The organism is Pectobacterium colocasium, from assembly GCF_020181655.1.
GTDB classification, from domain to species: Bacteria; Pseudomonadota; Gammaproteobacteria; order Enterobacterales; family Enterobacteriaceae; genus Pectobacterium; species Pectobacterium colocasium.
On sequence record NZ_CP084032.1, the window covers coordinates 2655320 to 2674113 of the forward strand.

The 18794-nt window shown below is 55.9% G+C and carries 17 protein-coding genes and 2 pseudogenes; 13 read left to right on the forward strand and 6 right to left on the reverse strand.

Annotation, left to right across the window (positions count from 1 at the left end; all coding sequences use genetic code 11):
* The first annotated feature begins 27 nt into the window (after window positions 1-27).
* Genes sctW through sctU form a run of 11 tightly spaced genes read left to right on the forward strand, consistent with a single transcriptional unit; the run spans window position 28 to window position 10564 of the window.
* Complete coding sequence (gene sctW / locus LCF41_RS11920; protein WP_225084796.1) at window positions 28-1236, forward strand: type III secretion system gatekeeper subunit SctW; 1209 nt, start codon at window positions 28-30, stop codon at window positions 1234-1236.
* Window positions 1233-3335, forward strand: a complete 2103-nt coding sequence (sctV, locus tag LCF41_RS11925; protein WP_225084797.1) for a type III secretion system export apparatus subunit SctV — start codon at window positions 1233-1235, stop codon at window positions 3333-3335. The genes sctW and sctV overlap by 4 nt, the downstream gene beginning before the upstream one ends.
* A 9-nt stretch (window positions 3336-3344) precedes the next feature.
* On the forward strand, window positions 3345-4280 hold the full coding sequence (locus LCF41_RS11930; protein WP_225084798.1) for an FHA domain-containing protein: 936 nt from the start codon (window positions 3345-3347) through the stop codon (window positions 4278-4280).
* Window positions 4280-5647: a type III secretion system ATPase SctN gene (gene sctN / locus LCF41_RS11935; protein ID WP_225084799.1), complete on the forward strand. Its 1368-nt coding sequence runs from the start codon at window positions 4280-4282 to the stop codon at window positions 5645-5647. The genes LCF41_RS11930 and sctN overlap by 1 nt, the downstream gene beginning before the upstream one ends.
* Window positions 5637-6074 (forward strand): type III secretion protein, encoded by a 438-nt coding sequence (locus tag LCF41_RS11940; protein ID WP_225084800.1) that lies wholly within the window; start codon window positions 5637-5639, stop codon window positions 6072-6074. The genes sctN and LCF41_RS11940 overlap by 11 nt, the downstream gene beginning before the upstream one ends.
* The gene (locus LCF41_RS11945) at window positions 6071-6592 is read left to right on the forward strand and encodes a type III secretion system HrpP C-terminal domain-containing protein (RefSeq protein ID WP_225084801.1); all 522 of its coding nucleotides are present in this window, start codon (window positions 6071-6073) and stop codon (window positions 6590-6592) included. Before LCF41_RS11940 ends, LCF41_RS11945 begins: the two co-directional genes overlap by 4 nt.
* Complete coding sequence (gene sctQ, locus LCF41_RS11955; RefSeq protein WP_250160535.1) at window positions 6589-7746, forward strand: type III secretion system cytoplasmic ring protein SctQ; 1158 nt, start codon at window positions 6589-6591, stop codon at window positions 7744-7746. The genes LCF41_RS11945 and sctQ overlap by 4 nt, the downstream gene beginning before the upstream one ends.
* On the forward strand, window positions 7743-8396 hold the full coding sequence (gene sctR / locus LCF41_RS11960; RefSeq protein WP_039494872.1) for a type III secretion system export apparatus subunit SctR: 654 nt from the start codon (window positions 7743-7745) through the stop codon (window positions 8394-8396). The genes sctQ and sctR overlap by 4 nt, the downstream gene beginning before the upstream one ends.
* A gap of 7 nt (window positions 8397-8403) precedes the next feature.
* A complete protein-coding gene (gene sctS / locus LCF41_RS11965; protein WP_180740882.1) occupies window positions 8404-8664 on the forward strand; it encodes a type III secretion system export apparatus subunit SctS in 261 nt (86 codons plus the stop codon).
* A gap of 6 nt (window positions 8665-8670) precedes the next feature.
* Window positions 8671-9471, forward strand: coding sequence for a type III secretion system export apparatus subunit SctT (gene sctT / locus LCF41_RS11970; RefSeq protein ID WP_225084802.1), 801 nt, complete (start codon window positions 8671-8673; stop codon window positions 9469-9471).
* Between the two features lie 13 nt (window positions 9472-9484).
* Window positions 9485-10564, forward strand: coding sequence for a type III secretion system export apparatus subunit SctU (gene sctU / locus LCF41_RS11975; protein ID WP_225084803.1), 1080 nt, complete (start codon window positions 9485-9487; stop codon window positions 10562-10564).
* Window positions 10565-10594: 30 nt separating this feature from the next.
* On the opposite strand, the gene LCF41_RS11980 is transcribed toward sctU, so the two are convergent.
* Complete coding sequence (locus LCF41_RS11980; protein WP_225084804.1) at window positions 10595-11530, reverse strand: LysR family transcriptional regulator; 936 nt, start codon at window positions 11528-11530, stop codon at window positions 10595-10597.
* A 142-nt stretch (window positions 11531-11672) separates the two neighbouring features.
* Here LCF41_RS11980 and LCF41_RS11985 point away from each other — a divergent pair, with 142 nt between their 5' ends.
* A complete protein-coding gene (locus LCF41_RS11985; RefSeq protein WP_225084805.1) occupies window positions 11673-13091 on the forward strand; it encodes a M20 family metallopeptidase in 1419 nt (472 codons plus the stop codon).
* Between the two features lie 328 nt (window positions 13092-13419).
* Here LCF41_RS11985 and LCF41_RS11990 read toward each other — a convergent pair whose 3' ends face one another.
* The 5 genes and pseudogenes from LCF41_RS11990 to LCF41_RS12010 all read right to left on the reverse strand — a co-directional run bounded on the left by LCF41_RS11990 (window position 13420) and on the right by LCF41_RS12010 (window position 18512).
* Entirely contained in the window at window positions 13420-14229 is an 810-nt protein-coding gene (locus LCF41_RS11990; RefSeq protein WP_225084806.1) for a MetQ/NlpA family ABC transporter substrate-binding protein, read from the reverse strand.
* Between the two features lie 335 nt (window positions 14230-14564).
* Window positions 14565-15677, reverse strand: a complete 1113-nt coding sequence (gene menC, locus LCF41_RS11995) for an o-succinylbenzoate synthase (RefSeq protein WP_225084807.1) — start codon at window positions 15675-15677, stop codon at window positions 14565-14567.
* A gap of 41 nt (window positions 15678-15718) precedes the next feature.
* A complete protein-coding gene (locus tag LCF41_RS12000; RefSeq protein WP_225084808.1) occupies window positions 15719-16378 on the reverse strand; it encodes a methionine ABC transporter permease in 660 nt (219 codons plus the stop codon).
* Window positions 16371-17393 (reverse strand): methionine ABC transporter ATP-binding protein, encoded by a 1023-nt coding sequence (locus LCF41_RS12005; protein ID WP_225084809.1) that lies wholly within the window; start codon window positions 17391-17393, stop codon window positions 16371-16373. The genes LCF41_RS12000 and LCF41_RS12005 overlap by 8 nt, the downstream gene beginning before the upstream one ends.
* A gap of 365 nt (window positions 17394-17758) precedes the next feature.
* A pseudogene (locus LCF41_RS12010) lies at window positions 17759-18512 on the reverse strand (IS1 family transposase).
* A gap of 39 nt (window positions 18513-18551) precedes the next feature.
* On the opposite strand from LCF41_RS12010, the pseudogene LCF41_RS22435 reads away from it, so the two are divergent.
* A pseudogene (locus LCF41_RS22435) lies at window positions 18552-18788 on the forward strand (methyl-accepting chemotaxis protein); the annotation flags it as partial.
* Window positions 18789-18794: the final 6 nt, after the last annotated feature.

The following is an 18794-nucleotide window of genomic DNA, read 5'->3' on the forward strand; positions in this document are numbered from 1 at the left end:
CGTAGCCGACTTATTCAGGATGACACCATGATCAAAATGCCGACCGTCCTTCCCTCTAGCAACGCCCTGCCGCGCCCTGTCGTCGTGGATGACGATCCCGCGCCGCAAGCGGCAGTGCAACAGACCAGTTCGCACCATGCGTCTCCCGGTTCGCCGTTATCTACCTCAATGGAAGAAGTAGCAATGGCGTTTGGCGAACAGGCTGAGCGGAGAAGTAAATCGCTGAATCGACGCCACATCGCCCAGCAGCCGGAGGCGCGCGCCACTGCGAATGTCGAGCGGATTGAGAAACTGACGGAACTGTTCAGGATGCTGGAAAACCCGTCGCAAAGTACGCTCGATCAGCAACTGAGCCGCATGCGCGATCTGCTGATGCAGAAAGGTTCGCCGTCTCTTGAAGCGGTGCTGGAAGCCGCAGGCAACGATCCGGCGCGCGGCGATATCCTGCTGCGCCATATTCAGCAGCAATCTGCCCAGCCGTCAGAACTCGCGACGGCGGCAGAGCATGCGCTACAGCAGTTGCATCAAGAGAAAGGGCCAGAAGTCCGAGCCGGTCTGAATACCGCGACGGCCATTGCGCTGTTCAGCACCCAGCCGGAACAAAAACAGGCGATGCGTGAGCTGTACTACCAGAAGATTGTGCATCAGCAGTCGGCCAGTGCGCTGCTGGACTCTCTTTTGGAACGCTTTGATGCCGCGACGTTTTCCATTGGGCTGCGCACGTTGCAGCGGGCGCTGGCGGCGGATATCGCCTCGCTGACACCCTCTATCTCGAAAGCCGTGCTCAGCAAAATGCTGAGCAACCTCAACGATTCCCGCCATCTAAGTCATACGCTGTCATCCAGCCAGACACTACTCACGCGACTGGCGAATAAAGTGCCTGCCTTTACGCTCGGTGCCGTGGAGCTGACTCGCCGTCTGATTGGCCTGAGCGCCAACGGTGCCTATGCCCGCGATCTGCATAATCTCGGTCGGGAAGTCGCCGGAACACAGGTACAGCATCAGGCGATGTTTTTCAGCGCCCTGCTGCCACTCGTCAGCGACCTGCCGCATCCGCTGTGGCGAGACAGTAAAAACCGGCAAACGGCGCTACAACTGATACGCGGCATGATTGGCGATATCGCCCAATACGAAAAGCAACAGGCCAATAATTCTCAGCATAACGAACGGGCGCCGCGTGACGCCGCATCGCCGCAAAAACAGGATGCGCGCGACTCGGATAAGGAGCAGCCATGAATCTGCTGATTACCTGGCTGAACCGCATTGCGCTAAGCGCGATGCAGCGCTCCGAGGTCGTTGGTGCGGTCATCGTGATGTCTATCGTCTTCATGATGATCATCCCGCTGCCTACCGGCCTGATCGATGTGCTCATCGCGCTCAATATTTGCGCCTCTTCCCTGCTGATCGTGCTCGCGATGTATCTGCCGAAGCCGCTGGCCTTCTCGACGTTTCCGGCGGTGCTGCTGCTGACCACCATGTTCCGACTGGCGATCTCGATTTCCACCACGCGCCAAATCCTGCTCCAACAGGATGGTGGCCATATCGTTGAAGCCTTCGGTAACTATGTAGTGGGCGGGAATCTGGCGGTCGGTCTGGTGATCTTCCTGATTCTGACAGTGGTGAACTTTCTGGTGATCACCAAAGGCTCCGAGCGCGTGGCCGAAGTGGCGGCACGTTTCACGCTGGATGCGATGCCCGGTAAACAGATGTCCATCGACAGCGATCTGCGTGCGGGATTAATCGAAGCCCACCAGGCTAGGCAGCGGCGCGAGAATCTGGCCAAAGAGAGTCAGCTGTTCGGGGCGATGGACGGGGCGATGAAGTTCGTCAAAGGCGATGCCATTGCGTCGCTGGTTATCGTGTTCATCAACATGATCGGCGGTTTTGCCATCGGGGTTTTGCAGCACAACATGGCGGCTTCCGATGCGATGCACGTCTATTCGGTATTGACCATCGGCGACGGACTGATCGCCCAGATCCCCGCTCTGCTGATATCGCTGACCGCCGGAATGATCATCACCCGCGTCTCGGCCGACGGACAAAAAGTGGATGCCAATATTGGCCGCGAAATTGCGGAGCAGCTCACCAGCCAGCCCAAAGCGTGGATCATCTCCTCCATCGGCATGTTTGGCTTTGCGCTGCTGCCAGGGATGCCAACGCTAGTGTTTATCGCCATCAGTCTGGCGTCGCTCGGTAGCGGCTTATTTCAGCTTTGGCGCATCAAACAACAGGGGCAGTTGGATGCCAGCCAGTCGGAAGCGGACAACATGCCTGCCGAACAGAACGGCTATCAGGATCTGCGGCGTTTCAACCCCACGCGCGCCTATTTGCTGCTGTTTCATCCGGTCTGGCAGGGGCAACCGACCGCGGCGGCGCTGGTGCAAAATATCCGTCGCCTGCGTAACAGGCTGGTTTATCGCTTTGGCTTTACCCTGCCGTCCTTTGATATCGAATTCAGCGATCGGTTGGCGGAAGATGAATTTCAGTTTTGCGTTTATGAAATTCCCTATGTGAAAGCCACGTTGGTTACCGACCAGATGGCCGTTGCCAGCGGTGCTGTCGCACAGGCCAATGACACACTCGCCACACCGGGGCACACATTGCGGGATGAAAGCCAATGGCTTTGGTTGCCGCTGGCACACGTCGCACAGCAGCCGGACGATGTGCCGCGCTGGACGGCGGATGAACTGATTCTGGCGCGTATGGAACAGGCCATTCATCGTACCGGTTCGCAGTTTATCGGCTTGCAGGAAACCAAATCCATTCTGGCCTGGCTGGAGAGCGAACAACCGGAATTGGCGCAGGAGCTACAGCGCATCATGCCGCTCTCCCGCTTTGCCAGCGTGCTGCAACGGCTGGCTTCCGAACGCGTGCCGCTTCGTTCCGTGCGCCCTATCGCCGAGGCGTTGATTGAAGTCGGCCAGCACGAACGGGATACGCTGGCGCTGACCGACTACGTGCGTCTGGCGCTCAAATCGCAAATCTGCCACCAGTACAGCGACGAAAACAGTCTGGCCGTCTGGCTGCTAACGCCGGAAAGTGAGGAGCTACTGCGCGATGCGCTGCGCCAGACGCAGAATGAAACCTTCTTCGCCCTGACGCAGGACTACGCCTCAACGCTGCTCAGTCAGCTACGGCAGGCATTTCCGCCGTTCTCCTCGCAGCGCAGTCTGGTGCTGGTGGCGCAGGATCTGCGCAGCCCGCTGCGCACATTGCTACAGGACGAATTTCACCACGTTCCGGTGCTGTCCTTCACCGAACTGGAATCCACGCTGTCGATCAACGTCATCGGACGCCTTGATCTTTACGACTCCCCTGACCCCTTTAGCGCATAGGAATACACCATGTTTGAATTACGCGTGTTGACTGGTTTACATCGCGGTGCGGCGCTGCCGCTCTGTGGCAACGCCTGGCGCCTCGGCGCCGCCGATGATGCCGATCTCGTGCTTTACGATCCCGGCATAGCGCCGTATCACAGCCAGTTGGAGAAGACCGCTGACGGCTGGGCGCTCAACGCACAGGATGGCACCGTATGTAATGCGGAAGGCCATACTGTCGAACACATTGAAGCGCTACCGCCTGGCACACCGTTTGCGCTGGGGCAGATTTGGCTCTGCATCGTGGCAGCCGATACCCCGTGGCCTGATGAAAGCGAGCCAGCATCGGTACCGGAGGAGAGGGTTCCTCCCACGGAAGACGTCGTAACCGCTGATGCCTCGCCGGTTCATCCTATATCACCTATCCCCACTTCCTTGCCACGCCTGCCGCTGTGGGCCAAAGCCAGCTATCTGCTGCTTGGCGCGCTGCTGTTGGTGATGGTCGGCAGTTGGCAGTTGCAAGAGAGTGTCGCGATGCCTGCCGCTCCGCCGCCGCAGGATACCCGTAAACCCCTCAGCACCCTGCCACAGCTGGAAAGCACGCTGCGCATCATGTTGCAAGAGCGGGAACTGAGCGCGGCCGTGAAAGTGGCTGCGTATCAGGATCGCCTCACGCTTACCGGACAATTAACGCCGGACGATCAAAAAAAGCTGGAACGGATGCTCGCCCAACTCCACCAACGTTATAGAACCGCGCTGTCCGTGGATAACCGGACGCAACTGAAAACGGAGCAACTGCCGTTTCAGATCGTTCAGGTCACCAGCGGATCCCGCGCCAACGTCGTCACGGCGGACGGCCAGCGCTTTTTCATCGGCGATGAGATCGACAACCTGCGTCTGGTGAAAATTGATGAGCACCAGATTGAATTCAGCGGCAGACAACAGATAACGGTGAACTGGTAATGCAGACTCAACCTTCTTCTTTTCCCCTGCTCGATCAGTGGGTCGCACAGCAACGCCAGCATCTGGCAGCCTATGCACCCGTGGAGAAAAAAGGCCGCGTCATGGCCGTCAGCGGCATCCTACTGGAGTGCAGCCTGCCACAGGCGCGCATTGGCGATCTGTGCTGGGTGGCCCGTCAGGACGATAGCCAGATGATGGCTGAAGTCGTGGGGTTTAGCCCGGACAATACCTTTCTCTCTGCGCTCGGAGCGCTGGACGGCATCGCTCAGGGTGCCGCCGTGACGCCGTTGTATCAGCCGCACTGCATTCAGGTGTCGGATCGTTTGCTGGGCAGCGTGCTGGACGGCTTTGGACGGGCATTGGAAGACGGCGGCGAGAGCGCATTTGTCGAGCCGGGCCATGCCACGGGACGCACGCAGCCGGTGCTGGGCGACGCTCCACCTCCGACGTCCCGACCGCGTATCAGCCAACCGCTCCCCACCGGATTACGCGCCGTCGATGGCCTGCTTACCATCGGTCAGGGGCAACGCGTCGGCATTTTTGCCGGTGCGGGCTGCGGTAAAACCACGTTGCTGGCCGAGCTGGCGCGTAATACGCCGTGCGACGCCATCGTTTTCGGGCTGATTGGCGAACGTGGCCGTGAACTGCGTGAGTTTCTCGATCACGAACTGGACGACGAACTGCGCAGCCGCACTGTGCTGGTGTGTTCGACCTCCGATCGCAGCAGCATGGAACGTGCCCGCGCGGCATTCACCGCCACCGCCATAGCCGAGGCTTACCGAGCCGAAGGTCGTCAGGTGCTGCTGATTATTGATTCCCTGACGCGTTTCGCCCGCGCCCAGCGCGAAATCGGTCTGGCGCTCGGCGAACCGCAGGGGCGTGGCGGGCTGCCACCGTCGGTCTATACGTTGCTGCCGCGTCTGGTTGAACGCGCCGGACAAACGGAAGACGGCGCCATCACCGCGCTCTATTCCGTTCTGATCGAGCAGGATTCCATGAACGACCCCGTCGCCGACGAAGTACGTTCGCTGATTGACGGGCACATTGTGCTCGCCCGGCGGCTGGCGGAACAGGGGCACTATCCGGCTATCGACGTGCTGGCGAGCCTAAGCCGCACCATGAGTAACGTCGTGGATACCGATCACACCCGCCATGCCGGCGGTGTGCGACGTCTAATGGCAGCCTACAAGCAGGTCGAGATGCTGATTCGCCTCGGCGAATATCAGCCCGGTCATGACGTGCTAACGGATTCCGCCGTCAATGCCCATGCAGAAATCACGCAGTTTCTGCGTCAGTCGATGCGTGAACCGATGCCTTATGGCGTGATTCAACAACAGCTCGCCGGAGTCAGCCGCTATGCCCCATAACACCGAACGTGATGCCGAGTTACAGACCGTGCTGAACCTGCTGATGCCGATACGCCGCCAACGTTTAAGCCGCAGCGAACGTCAACAACGGCAGGAAGAACAGCAATTAAGGCGAATTGCGCAACAGCAACAACATCATGAACAGCAGGTCGAGCTGCTGCGGCAGGCCAGCCAGGCACAGCGCGACCAGTTTGCCACAGAAACGCAGGGGCAACGCCACACGCTGGAAAACCTGAAAAAACACCTGGCCGCCGAACAGCGCTTACTCAGCGCGATCGCAACAGAAACGCAGCAGGTGCAGGCCACACAGCAGCAGCACCGCGACCAACAGCGTCAGGTTGATCACGCCCGAGATGCCACCCGCCAGTGCCAGAAAGCGGTGGAGAAACTCGACTATCTGCTTACGTTACCTCAGGAGCACGTATGAATAACCGACAGATTGCGTCATCCGAATCCAAGGCGACGCAGAACGCGCAGGCCGTGCTGCACGGTAAATCCTCTCGCGTAGACGACCCGCAACACATGGATTTCTGGGAGGCCTTCACGTTTTCAGACGGTTTTGAAGAGGCGTTTTATCAGGACGCGCCAATTTCCTTGTCACCAAGCCATCCCATCAACGGCCCACCGCCGCCGCAGAGTGAAGCGCCAGACAGCCCACAATATGTGACACCGTCACAGTGGCAGCCACTGCAATGTGAGCTGATTGAAGCAATGGACAACATCTGCGCCCCGCCGTTTGCTTTTAGCCTGCAACTGCCGCAACTGGGCGATATCGATGCGCGTTTAGCCACGATGGTGCCGCGCGGCTGGGATATCTCCCTGCGTTTCAGTCGGGAAAGTTACCACCAGTTAAGAGATCGGCGCGAAGCCTGCCGCCATGCGCTCTCCAGCGCGCTGGACTGCCCGATCAACCTGCGTTTTGACGCTAGAGAGTATGAGCGATGAAACCGAATCTACAGCACATCAAGCGGCTAACGCTGCCGACCTTGCGCGCGCAACACGCGCGCATTCGATCGACATTGGCCACCGGACTCGCGCTGCCGTTTACCCGTGAGGGACAGGTCGGCCGCTTGCACCTTCAACTGGCCACGGAAAGCAGTCTGCCGGAAGCATCGTCCACCGCACAGGCCAGCGACTGGCGTAGCGACATCGGTGATATCTCACTGACCGATCCGTTCCCAGTGCTCAGCCTGCTGTCGGATTGCCCGCTGCTGCCCGTCACCGAAGACGATGATGCGGCTCAGGAGTGGTACTGGACACTCTACAACCAGTCACTCAATCCCGTACTGCGGGCGCTTGTCGGGGAAATTAACCCGCTGAATCGTTCTACGAAACCACGTGATGCAGGAGAGCAACATGGCAGCAGCGTTGCACTCTGCGCCTGGCTCAGCGTGAGCTGGAACGGTATTAGCGTGCGTAGCCGGATGCAGGCCGCTGACGCCGTCTGGCTGGCGCTGTTTTCCCGCGCTGACTGGCACCGCCAGCGCCGTGAGCTGCCCGCAGGAATGGCGATCGAGGTTCCTCTTACGCTGGCTGATGCCGTGCTGCCGCTATCCGCATTACTTCGTTTACGTACGGGCGATCTTATTCTCCCCAACCGCCCGTGGTTTACCCCCTCCGGCGAGGGAACGCTGTCATCCGGCACGCTGCACCTGCACGGGACGCTACAGCTCACCGGGCACGCCCCCTACACCTTTACCGTTACCGACATGGAGACTGTCTCAATGCCTTCGTCCACTACCGACACGATGCTAGCCGATCCGCATTCCGATGCATCGGCGTTTGAATTCACATCAACAAGTGACACCGTCACGGGTAATTTACCGCCGCTGCCCGTCACCTTACACCTTCGTTGCGGGAGCTTGACGATGACGCTGACAGAATTGCAGCAGCTTGCCAGCGGTAGCGTGTTAACGCTGCGCGACGTGGTGCCGGGGCAAGCCTGGCTGTATCACGGCGATACCGCCCTGGCGAGCGGCGATCTGATCGATGTAGAAGGAAGACTGGGGTTACAGATTACCGAGCGTTTTTCCGCCCCCCCGCAGCATGTCGCGATAGCAGATGAAGAGCACGCCGCCGCACCGGAGTTGGCTCCATGACCTCCGGCGCGTTCGACCCGTTGATGTTTGCGCTCTTTCTGGGCGCCCTCTCCCTGATTCCGCTGATGATGATTGTCTGTACCTGCTTTCTGAAGATTGCGATTGTGCTACTGATTACGCGCAACGCCATCGGGGTACAACAGGTGCCGCCCAATATGGCGCTGTATGGCATCGCGCTCGCGGCAACGCTGTTTGTCATGGCGCCAGTGTTTCAGGACATCACCAAACGCGTGCAGGAAAAGCCGCTGGATATGACCGACATCACGTCGCTTCAGGCCAGCGTGACCTACGGACTGGAACCGCTGCAAACCTTTATGTCACGCAACGTTGATCCGGATATCCTCACCCATCTGCATGAAAACAGCCTGCAAATGTGGCCAGCGTCGCTATCCGAAAAGGTGAATACTCAAAATCTGCTGCTGGTGATTCCGGCGTTCGTGCTGTCGGAGCTACAGGCTGGGTTCAAAATCGGCTTCCTGATTTACATCCCGTTTATCGTCATCGACCTCATCGTCTCGAATGTGCTGCTGGCGCTGGGGATGCAAATGGTCGCGCCGATGACGCTCTCGCTACCGTTAAAGCTGCTGCTGTTCGTGCTGGTCAACGGCTGGACGCGGCTGCTGGACGGCCTGTTCTACAGCTACCTGTGAGGCCGCGATGGAAATAATCACGCTTTTCCGTCAGGCCATGGTGATGGTCGTCCTGCTCTCCGCGCCGCCGCTGCTGGTTGCGGTGATCGTCGGCGTACTGATTTCACTGCTACAGGCGGTGATGCAGTTGCAGGATCAGACGCTGCCTTTCGCCGTTAAACTGATTTCCGTCGGGCTGACGCTGGCGATTTGCGGGCGCTGGATTGGCGTAGAGCTGATGCAGTTGGCCATTACCGCGTTCAACATGATCGCGCAGACCGGGGTATAAATCCGCATGATCGCCACCATTCAGCACGTTTACGACTTTATCATTGCTATTACGCTCGGCATCGCCCGGCTGTATCCCTGCTTTATTCTGGTGCCGGTTTTTTCTCTCAACGTGCTGAAAGGCATGATGCGCAACGCCGTGGTGATTTCCCTGACGCTGCTACCTGCCCCCATCGTACAGCAGCAACTTTTGCTGACGCCGCTGTCCTGGCCGATGCTGCCGGGCCTGTTGCTGAAAGAGCTGATCGTCGGGCTGCTTATCGCGCTGATTCTGGCGATGCCATTCTGGCTGTTTGAATCCGTCGGTGCCCTGTTCGATAACCAGCGCGGCGCGCTCATGGGCGGCCAGCTCAACCCCGCGCTGGGTTCGGATGCTACGCCGCTCGGCCATCTGCTGAAGCAGACCCTGATTCTGCTACTGATTATCGGTATCGGCCTGAAGGGGCTAACGCAGTTGATTTGGGACAGTTACCAGATCTGGCCGGTGCTGTCCTGGCTGCCCGCGCCGGGTGAAAAAGGATTTGAGGTTTATCTCAGTCTGCTGGCCGACACCTTCACTCATCTGGTTGTGTACGCCGGGCCGCCGGTCGCGCTGCTACTGCTGTTGGAATTCAGCATTGCGCTACTCAGCCTGTATAGCCCACAGCTTCAGGTGTTTGTTCTCTCTATTCCGGCCAAGTGTCTGGTTGGAATGGCATTTTTCATCGTCTACCTGCCGGTATTACAGTATTTAGGCGACCACAAACTTCAGGGGTTGCCGGATCTTAAGCACCTGCTCCCGCTGCTTTTTACGGCATCAAACAGCTAATCAGGCGGAACCGATGAGCGAAAAAACGGAAAAGCCCACAGAGAAAAAGCTGGAAGACGCGCGCCGTAAAGGGGAAGTCGGGCAAAGTCAGGATGTACCCAAACTGCTGATCTGCGTCGGCCTGCTGGAATGCGTACTGGCGCTGGCAGACAGCACCATGGGGAAACTGCAAGCGCTGGTGCAACTGCCGCTGCAACGGCTGGATGCCCCGTTTGCGCAGGTAGCAAAAGAAGTCTTTCATGACGCCGCCGTGCTGGCGGGCACGCTCTGTCTGCTGGCGGCCGCGATCGCCGTACTGCTGCGCGTGGTGGGCGGTTGGATCCAGTATGGCCCGCTGTTTGCACCCGAAGCGCTGAAGCTCGATCTCAATCGGCTGAATCCGATTAACCAGTTTAAGCAGATGTTTTCGATGCGTAAGCTGGTGGAAATGCTGACCAATATCCTGAAAGCGGTGGTGATTGGAACAGTCTTTTATAAAGTGGTGGTGCCGGAGCTGGAAGCGCTGGTTGAATTAGCCTATGGCGATCTACACGGTTTCTGGCAAGGGGTGAAAGCGCTATTGACGCGCATTGCCCGTACCACGCTAACAGCACTGCTGGTGCTGTCCGCACTGGATTTTGGCCTGCAAAAATATTTCTTTCTCAAGCAGCAGCGTATGAGCCATGAGGATTTACGCAACGAGCACAAGGATTCCGAAGGCGATCCGCACATGAAAGGCCACCGCAAATCGCTGGCGCACGAATTGATGAACGAACCCGCCGCGCCGCGCCCCAAAGCGAAAGTCGAAGACGCCGATATGCTGTTGGTTAACCCAACGCACTATGCGGTGGGGCTTTACTATCGTCCCGGCAAAACGCCGCTACCGCGCATTTTGTTTAAGCGGGAAGATAGCGCGGCGCAGGAACTCATCGCGCAGGCGAAAAAAGCCGACATTCCGGTGATTCGCTTCATTTGGCTGACCCGCACGCTCTATCGCACTACGCCGGAGGGCCACTACATTCCACGCGAAACGCTTCAGGCCGTGGCGCAGGTGTATCGCGTCCTACGCCAGCTCGAAGACGAGCAAAAACGCGACATTATTGAGATGGAGTGAGGGTGAAAAAGACGTAAAATCAGCGCGACGTCAATGAGCCGCATCCGTCGCCACCTGACTCAGATAATACGCTTCCCCCTGACGCAGCTCCGCCATCATGAAATCCAGAAAAGCCTGCTGCTGGGGCGCATGGGCTTTCCCTGCCAGCGTTTGAATCTGAAGCGAACGCTGGTCAAGCTGCCTGATGTTCAGCGGTTTCAGACGCATCGGTTCCTGCAAACACTTGTACATCACGGAATAGAAGCTACAGGCGGTGACCGCCCCCGGCGTGCTCATCGCATAGTAATAAAGCGTGGTGAAGTTGTTGCAGCACAGCGTCGGCTCCAGAAAAGTACCGTTCATGCGGCACGAGAGGTCAAACAGCTGGCGCAGCGTGGTCGACGGTTCCGGCAGCGCCAGCGGGAAAGGATGCAGATCCGCCAGTTGAATAGACTGCTGAGCCAGCGGATGATCGTCAGACATCAGCAGCATCAGCGGTGCAGGCAGCGCCAGTTCCACATTTACCCCCTGTTCAGGCGCCAGCGCAAACTGGAGTGCGATATCCACTTCGCCATTGCGGATCATCTGGGACACCTGCATCGCCGAGTCCACTTTTAGCGCAAAGGTGGTATCCGGGTCATGCTGGCGGAAACGCGCAAACAGCGTCGGCAGCAGATCAAACGCCATCCCTTCCGTGCAGCCGATGCGCAGCAGTGCCCGACGGCTGGCTTTCAGCCCCTGAATCTCCGCCACGGCAGCATCCATGTCCATCATGCTCTTGCGCACATGGTTTTCCAGAATGCGTCCGGCATCGTTTAACACCATGCCACGCGCGTGACGCTCGAACAGCGGTACGCCGATGCGTTCCTCCAGCCGCTGGATTTGACGACTGATTGCAGAAACGGCCACAAACAGGTGCTGACTGGCGGCGCTAAGCGAACCGGTGGTGGCAACCACTAGGAAATAACGAATCTCGGAGCTGTGCATGGCGGTGTTCCTTTCAGACATCGCGGGGGATTCGCAGGTTTATATTAAAAGCAAAGCTTAATTGCAATTTTTATTATTGTTGCAAAGCTCATTTTTTCTTTAAATATCGGTAACTTCGGCACATTATCCAGCAAGGAAAGGCATGACCAGCGCAGACCTTATTCGTATCGCCTGTGAACGTTTCGATCGCGGAGAATTTAAACAGACGTTGGCCCGGCGTATTGCCCACGCCAGCGAGAGCCAGAAAGCCGGTAACCAGCGTGCACTGAACCGCTATCTGGCTGATGAGATCCAACCCGCGTTGCAGGCCATGGGGTTCAGCGTCACGTTCATCACCTCGTCAGACGACCGCCATCCTCCTTTTCTGTTGGCCGAACGTATTGAAGACCCCAGCCTGCCGACCGTGCTGTCTTACGGCCACGGGGATGTGGTTTTCGGTGATGAAGAAAACTGGCGTGATGGGCTCAAACCGTGGGAATTGGTGGAGGAAGGCGACCACTGGTACGGGCGCGGCAGCGCGGATAACAAAGGCCAGCACAGTATTAACCTGATGGCGCTGGAACAGGTATTTCAGGCGCGTGGGCAGCGTCTGGGCTTCAACTGCAAACTGCTGTTCGAGATGGGCGAAGAAATTGGTTCACCGGGGCTTGCCGAGCTGTGCCAACAGCACAAGCAGGCGCTGGCAGCCGATATCTTTATCGCCTCCGACGGGCCGCGCCTCAGCGCAGATCGCCCGACGCTGTTCCTTGGCTCTCGCGGCTGCGTCAATTTCCGCTTACGCATCAAGGCACGCGAGCAGGCCTACCATTCTGGCAACTGGGGTGGGCTGTTGAGCAATCCGGGGACACAGTTGGCGAACGCTGTCGCCAGTCTGGTCGACGGACAAGGACGGATGAAGATCGATGCCCTGCTGCCACCGCCGTTAACCCCCGCGCTGTGCGAAATCCTCAGCACGATTGATCCCGCTGGTGGTGAGAACGACCCGGTGATTGACGTAAACTGGGGCGCAGAGGGACTCACGCCTGCCGAGCGGTTATTCGGCTGGAACACGCTGGAAGTGTTGTCATTCATTACTGGCAATCCGCACAAGCCGGTGAACGCGATTCCCGCCGACGCCACGGCGATTTGCCAGTTACGCTTTGTCGTCGGTACCGACTGGCCGCGTCTGGCGCAACATGTGCGCCAGCACCTCGACCAGCACGGCTTCACGCAGGTAGACATTGAGGTGCTTAACACCTCTCCGGCGACGCGCTTTAACCCGGAAGATCCGCTGGTGAACTGGACGCTGGCACTGATGCAGCACATCAGCGGCAAGCAGCCCGCGCTACTACCGAATCTGGGCGGATCGCTGCCTAATGATGTTTTCGCCGACATCCTCGGCTTGCCGACGCTGTGGATCCCGCACTCCTACCCGGCATGCGGTCAGCACGCGGTTAACGAACACCTGCTGAAATCCGTCGCCCGCGAAGGATTAGCGATCATGACTGGCCTGTTCTGGGAACTGGGGGAGCAAGGGCATGCGTTGTTAGAAAAACACCGAGAATATGCGCGTCAGGAGTGATGTTTAGTGCTTATCTTCTCTGTCTTTCACTGGCATTAAAAATTAGGCTGAGGTGGAGATGACCGCCGAGTGAGCGGCATGGACGCCGCGAAAGCCAGTGCCGCGTCGGGAACGCGTCACTGGCGGTTCGGAATACGGTCATGGACAGCGAAGGAACCGCGTAAGCGGCATAATTTCAGCCATCAGCCTGGGTTCATAGGGCAAGCGGCGTTTGAGCTGCCCTATGTCGGGCGGGATACAGTGTTATAAACGAGCACTCATACCAATACGCCCGAAACGTTCCCTTTACTTACATAGATTAAGGGCTTAATTACAAACAAAACCGTAATTACTTTTTCATCCACTCCGGCTTCTGGAACGCGTGGAACATGGAGTTTTTGTCTTCAAAGAACGCGGCGAATTCCGGAGATTGAACGGCGGCTTTCAGATCTTGAGCAAACGGTTTATCAGCATCTTCCGCCCGCACGACGATCATGTTTTTCAGGTCTTCCGGTAGCACATCCAGTTGAATTGCATCAGACAGGTTCAGGCCAGCGGCCATCGCGAAGTTGGCATTAATCAGCGACCCTGTTACGCCACCCAATGCACGTGGCAGTTGTGCCGCTTCCAGCGGCTTAAAGACCAGCCCTTTCGGGTTTTCCGTGATATCGCGCAGCGAGGCTTTGGTCGGCGTAATCTCTGGATTGATCTTGATCAGGCCGTATTTTTGCAGAAAATCCAGCGAACGTGCCAGATTAGAGGGATCGTTTGGCAGCGTGACGATGTCGCCCGCTTTCAGCTCATTCAGCGAGCGCACTTTGTTGGAGTAAAAGCCCATGCTGGCCGTCGGCACGGTGATGACTTCCGCAAGTTTCAGCCCTTTATCCGCGCTGAAACGGTCAAGATAGCGGCGGTTTTGAAACAGGTTGGCGTCGATACTGTTGTTCGACAAGGCCAGGTTCGGCTGGATGTAGTCGCTGAATTCGCGCACTTTCACATCGTAGCCTTTTTTCACCATTTCTGGTTTGATCGCTTTCGTGACCATATCGCCATACGGCCCCGGCGAGACACCGATGGTGATTTCTTTGCCTGCATCTGCTGCATAAGCCTGAGAGATACCCAGCGCCAGCATGAGTGGAATGAGTTTTTTCAATCGCATCGTTGCGTTCCTGTCTGTCTGATTTAGTCAGTCTTTACCATTATTTGGGGCGTAATAGGTGCCATGATATTGATGACGAAGTAAGGCGGGCAGAGAGCGTGGGTAGATCGTAAAGACGCTGTAAATACATCCCTGTACGCTCGAGCCGCGCCATCCCTGGCGCGGACGCTTTACTCTTCTATCCCACGCTCTCTGCTGCCATGTCGTATAACGGTTATGGGCGTCGTAGCGCCCTATGCTATTTTTATAACGTTATTCCCTGGTGTTGGATAACGTTTTACTGCTCACATGTTTTACTAAAAAAAGGTTACTAAAAAAGCTGATTCAATAATCCGTTAAAACAAAAAGGTTTCCTGCCCGTAGCAATATTTGTCATACAGTTCAGGGTTAATCTCGAAGCCGATTCCCGGTTTATTTGGCACCGCAACGCAGCTATCTTTGTCCAATTCAACAAACGGCAGCATGAAGTCTTCATGCCAGTAGCGGGAAGACGGCGGAATATCGTGCGCGTAGATAAAGTTCGGCAGCGTTGATACCGCAATGTTGTGTGCTTTACCGACCGCCGTATCCAGCATACCGCCGCACCACACCGGAATATTGTGTGCCTGACAGTAGTCATGAATCAGCTTGGTTTCGGTAATGCCGCCGACACGCGCGACTTTAATATTGATGATTTTGGCACTGCCCAGTTCGATCGCTTTACGCGCGTCTTCAACCGACGCAATGCTTTCGTCCAGACAGATCGGTGTATTTACCGCCGCCTGAAGTTTACGGTGATCGATAATATCGTCGTGCGCCAGCGGTTGTTCAATCATCAGCAGATTGAATTTATCAATGCGCTTAAAGAACTCGATGTCATTCAGGGTGTAGGCGGAATTGGCATCCACCATCAGCGTAATATCACCAAACGCCTGACGCAGCGCCAGAATATAGTCGTAATCTTTTCCCGGCTTGATCTTTATTTTGATGCGCTTGTAACCTTCGTTCAGGAAATTATCGACCACGTTGACTAATTTATCGGGCGTTTCCTGAATACCAATACTCACACCGGCTTCAACGCTATTCCGCACACCGCCCAATAATTGATGCAGCGGTACGCCTTTTATCTTCGCGTAAGCATCCCAAATACCGCCTTCGATTGCTGCTTTAGCGCAGTTATTACGCTTTACCGGTGCGAAAATATCACGTACCTGCGAAGGATGTTCAATATCCCCGGCCTGCTTAATCATCGGGATCAGGAAGTCACGCATAATATGCCAGGCGGTGACGTTGGTTTCTTCGTTATAAAACGGCAAAGAAATAGCCGAGCAATCACCGTAGCCAATCTGTCCGCCCGCATGAACTTCCGCGATGGAAAAGTGTTTCTCCGTCTGTGTCGCAAAACTGGTAGTAAATGGCGTTTTCAACGCCATTTTCATTTTTCTTAATACAATTTTATCTATTTTCATGACATCTCTCTGCTGCCCTGAATACCCTATTCTGTGGTGGTTTAGCGGCGTTCGCGCTTATTCGCCCGTCGCGATAGCCTATCACCCAGCGTTTGCACGACCTGCACCAGCACCACCAGCGCAATCACGGTCACCACCATGACTTCGGTTTCATAACGGTAATAGCCGAAGCGGATCGCCAGATCGCCCACACCGCCGCCACCGACAATCCCCGCCATTGCCGAATAGCCAATCAGGCTGACCAGCGTGATCGTCAGGCCACGTAATAATCCTGCCAGCGCTTCCGGTAACAGAACGGTTCCGATAATGCGCGTCGGGCTGGCACCAAACGCTTCTGCCGCCTCCACAATGCCGGGATCGACTTCGCGCAGCGCGGAATCCACCAGTCGAGCATAAAAGGCAATCGCCGCGACAGACATCGGCACCGCCGCAGCCACTGGCCCTATCGTGTTCCCCAGCAGGAACTGTGTTAATGGCAGCAACAGCACCAGCAGGATCACAAACGGGATCGAGCGGATAATGTTTACCAGAATGGTTGATACCAAATAGATAAAACGGTTTTGCCAGAATAAATGACGATCGGTCACATAAATCGCGATACCTAACGGCAGGCCGAATATCACCGCACACAGCGTTGAAATACACACCATCGTGAAGGTTTCACCGAAGGCGAAAACTAATTCACCCCATAACTCAGCCATTGATGACCTCCACCCCAAAAGTATTCTGTCGGATATAAGCAATAGCGGCTGCGAGATTATCCGCCGCAGGATCGTCACGGTATGAAATCTGGGCGATAATATGTCCCAGCGCGCGATCGTTAATGTATTCAATATTGCCGTGCAGAATATTTACCGATACCTGAAACTGCTGCGCAACGTCGGATAATATAGGCTGCTCGACAGAGTCATCGGCGAAGAGTATTTTCAGCAAGACACCTTTATTATTCTGCTTAAAGCGTTCTGGCAATTCGACCGGACTGGTATGGCTAACCAACTGTTTGGTGTAGGCGTGCTGAGGCGAAGAGAAGATGGTAAAGACGTCGCCCTCTTCCACAATATTTCCGCCTGTCATCACCGCCATGCGCTGACAAATACTTTTAATCACGCTCATTTCGTGGGAAATAAGCACAATTGTGATACCTAATCGGACATTGATGCTTTTCAATAGCGCCAGAATAGACGCTGACGTTTCCAGATCCAGCGCCGAGGTCGGCTCATCACACAGCAGCACTTCGGGGTGATTAGCGATAGCGCGAGCAATGCCCACTCGTTGTTTTTGCCCGCCGCTCAACTGCGCCGGATAGGCTGTCCCTTTGTCCTGTAACCCGACCAACGCCAGAATTTCCGGCACGCGCGAGGCAATCTCTTCTTTACTCTTACCCGCGGCACGTAGGCTGAACGCCACGTTGTCATACACATTACGGGTGTGCATCAGATTAAAATGCTGGAATATCATCCCGATACGCTGCCGATGCTGGCGCAGTTCGCGGCCGGACGCATCGCTAATCAGCGTATCGCCCAGAAACACGCGCCCTTCGGTCGGGCGCTGCAATAAATTGATCGTCCGCAGCAGCGTACTTTTCCCCGCGCCGCTGGTGCCGACAATCCCAAAAACTTCACCCTGTTGAATGGTCAGGTTGACGTTGTTTACCGCTCTGGACTGTGCTGCTTTGCCGGTGGGAAAATCAACGCTCACGTTTTCTAACCGAATCATTACCTGACTCACTCCTGCTGACTGACTATTTTAAGAAACGTATCGTCGGCATACGCAAACGGATGCCTGTTTGATGTAAGGACAAAATCTACTCCCCACCGTTTAAGCATCGAGAGACACAGGCGAGGCCTCACTGCGGGAACCGCCTCTGTATTTCCCTTAATAACGGGCTTAAATGACGCATAGTAGGGCAAGGCCTGCCTTATTGTTTTCGTATAACTTTTGAGGATAAACGCCTTTTTTGTTGAGGAATAACCGGGCTATTTATGGCTGTCACTTTTGTTATAATTAGATTAATTACTTATAAATCAATGAAATATTAAAAAATATTCGTCTGTTTAAAGTAGAGAGAAATGAGCTTTGCGTCAATGATAAAAAAAGCAAATCACCCTTCTGTTTTTTAGAAATTCTGGTAATGCCTCCAATGAGTACAACATGTACCTTTCGATGAAGGAGCCGATGACTTTCTCGTGAACCTCAATTGAGCGTGAGAAGCAAATCGTTTTGCGTGCCAGACGCTTGATGCGGGTTCGGAGCGTCAGATTGTTACGTTCAATGCGATGTGTAAAGATTTTACCTGTCAGGTGCTTCTCATGCGGCACTTCTCTCGCATAGCTGCCCCAGTCGTCGCTGGTTATCATCCCAATGCTGAAGCGCGTGAGCAAAGCCAGCAGTTTAGGGCACGTTTCATCGTTTTGCGGCCCGAACGTATAAGCCAGAACGCCGCCTGTTTTGGTGTTATGGGCATACCAGAGCCAGTGTTGGACGGCTTTGCTGCCGACAACACTCCATTGCTCATCAAGTTCACAGATAAGGGCGACACTGCATGAGCGACCGGAGAAGAGGTTATTCGCTTCGGGGCGAGTTTTTTAAGGTGCGAATGACCGTGTTGATGCCTATCTTCAGTGTTCTGGCTGTATCGCGCACACCGGCGCCGTTATGCGCCATATCAACGATTTGTTCTTTCACTCTCGGCTTCCGCGCTTCATAGGTGTAAGTCAACTGGAAAACACGCTTACATGACCGACACCGAAAGCGCTCGTGTTGTGAAGTACTACGACCATGGCGATAAATTTCATCTGAATGACAACGGGGACAATGGACGGTAACGGTAGCCACAGAACACCTCAAATGTCCATAGAGTAACAGAAATTTCTATCGATTGAAGGCATTACCAAAAGTCGCAAGCGGCGATCTGACGCACCGCATCGCCACGCCAGCCAACTGGCAACGACCACCTCGCAGCACGCCGTGGACGGCGGCACCGCCGCCATGCAACTGATGGTATCCTCCGCAGATAAAATCACCAATAGCATCAGTGTGATCGACGGTATCGCCTTCCAGACCAACATCCTGGCGCTGAACGCTGCGGTAGAAGCCGCACGAGCGGGCAAATGAACT

Excerpts from the sequence above, each read along its gene's own strand:
- sctW (WP_225084796.1), top strand. The coding sequence starts at position 28 with ATGATCAAAATGCCGACCGTCCTTCCCTCTAGCAACGCCCTGCCGCGC.
- sctV (WP_225084797.1), top strand. The coding sequence starts at position 1,233 with ATGAATCTGCTGATTACCTGGCTGAACCGCATTGCGCTAAGCGCGATG.
- LCF41_RS11930 (WP_225084798.1), top strand. The coding sequence starts at position 3,345 with ATGTTTGAATTACGCGTGTTGACTGGTTTACATCGCGGTGCGGCGCTG.
- sctN (WP_225084799.1), top strand. The coding sequence starts at position 4,280 with ATGCAGACTCAACCTTCTTCTTTTCCCCTGCTCGATCAGTGGGTCGCA.
- LCF41_RS11940 (WP_225084800.1), top strand. The coding sequence starts at position 5,637 with ATGCCCCATAACACCGAACGTGATGCCGAGTTACAGACCGTGCTGAAC.
- LCF41_RS11945 (WP_225084801.1), top strand. The coding sequence starts at position 6,071 with ATGAATAACCGACAGATTGCGTCATCCGAATCCAAGGCGACGCAGAAC.
- sctQ (WP_250160535.1), top strand. The coding sequence starts at position 6,589 with ATGAAACCGAATCTACAGCACATCAAGCGGCTAACGCTGCCGACCTTG.
- sctR (WP_039494872.1), top strand. The coding sequence starts at position 7,743 with ATGACCTCCGGCGCGTTCGACCCGTTGATGTTTGCGCTCTTTCTGGGC.
- sctS (WP_180740882.1), top strand. The coding sequence starts at position 8,404 with ATGGAAATAATCACGCTTTTCCGTCAGGCCATGGTGATGGTCGTCCTG.
- sctT (WP_225084802.1), top strand. The coding sequence starts at position 8,671 with ATGATCGCCACCATTCAGCACGTTTACGACTTTATCATTGCTATTACG.
- sctU (WP_225084803.1), top strand. The coding sequence starts at position 9,485 with ATGAGCGAAAAAACGGAAAAGCCCACAGAGAAAAAGCTGGAAGACGCG.
- LCF41_RS11980 (WP_225084804.1), bottom strand. The coding sequence starts at position 11,530 with ATGCACAGCTCCGAGATTCGTTATTTCCTAGTGGTTGCCACCACCGGT.
- LCF41_RS11985 (WP_225084805.1), top strand. The coding sequence starts at position 11,673 with ATGACCAGCGCAGACCTTATTCGTATCGCCTGTGAACGTTTCGATCGC.
- LCF41_RS11990 (WP_225084806.1), bottom strand. The coding sequence starts at position 14,229 with ATGCGATTGAAAAAACTCATTCCACTCATGCTGGCGCTGGGTATCTCT.
- menC (WP_225084807.1), bottom strand. The coding sequence starts at position 15,677 with ATGAAAATAGATAAAATTGTATTAAGAAAAATGAAAATGGCGTTGAAA.
- LCF41_RS12000 (WP_225084808.1), bottom strand. The coding sequence starts at position 16,378 with ATGGCTGAGTTATGGGGTGAATTAGTTTTCGCCTTCGGTGAAACCTTC.
- LCF41_RS12005 (WP_225084809.1), bottom strand. The coding sequence starts at position 17,393 with ATGATTCGGTTAGAAAACGTGAGCGTTGATTTTCCCACCGGCAAAGCA.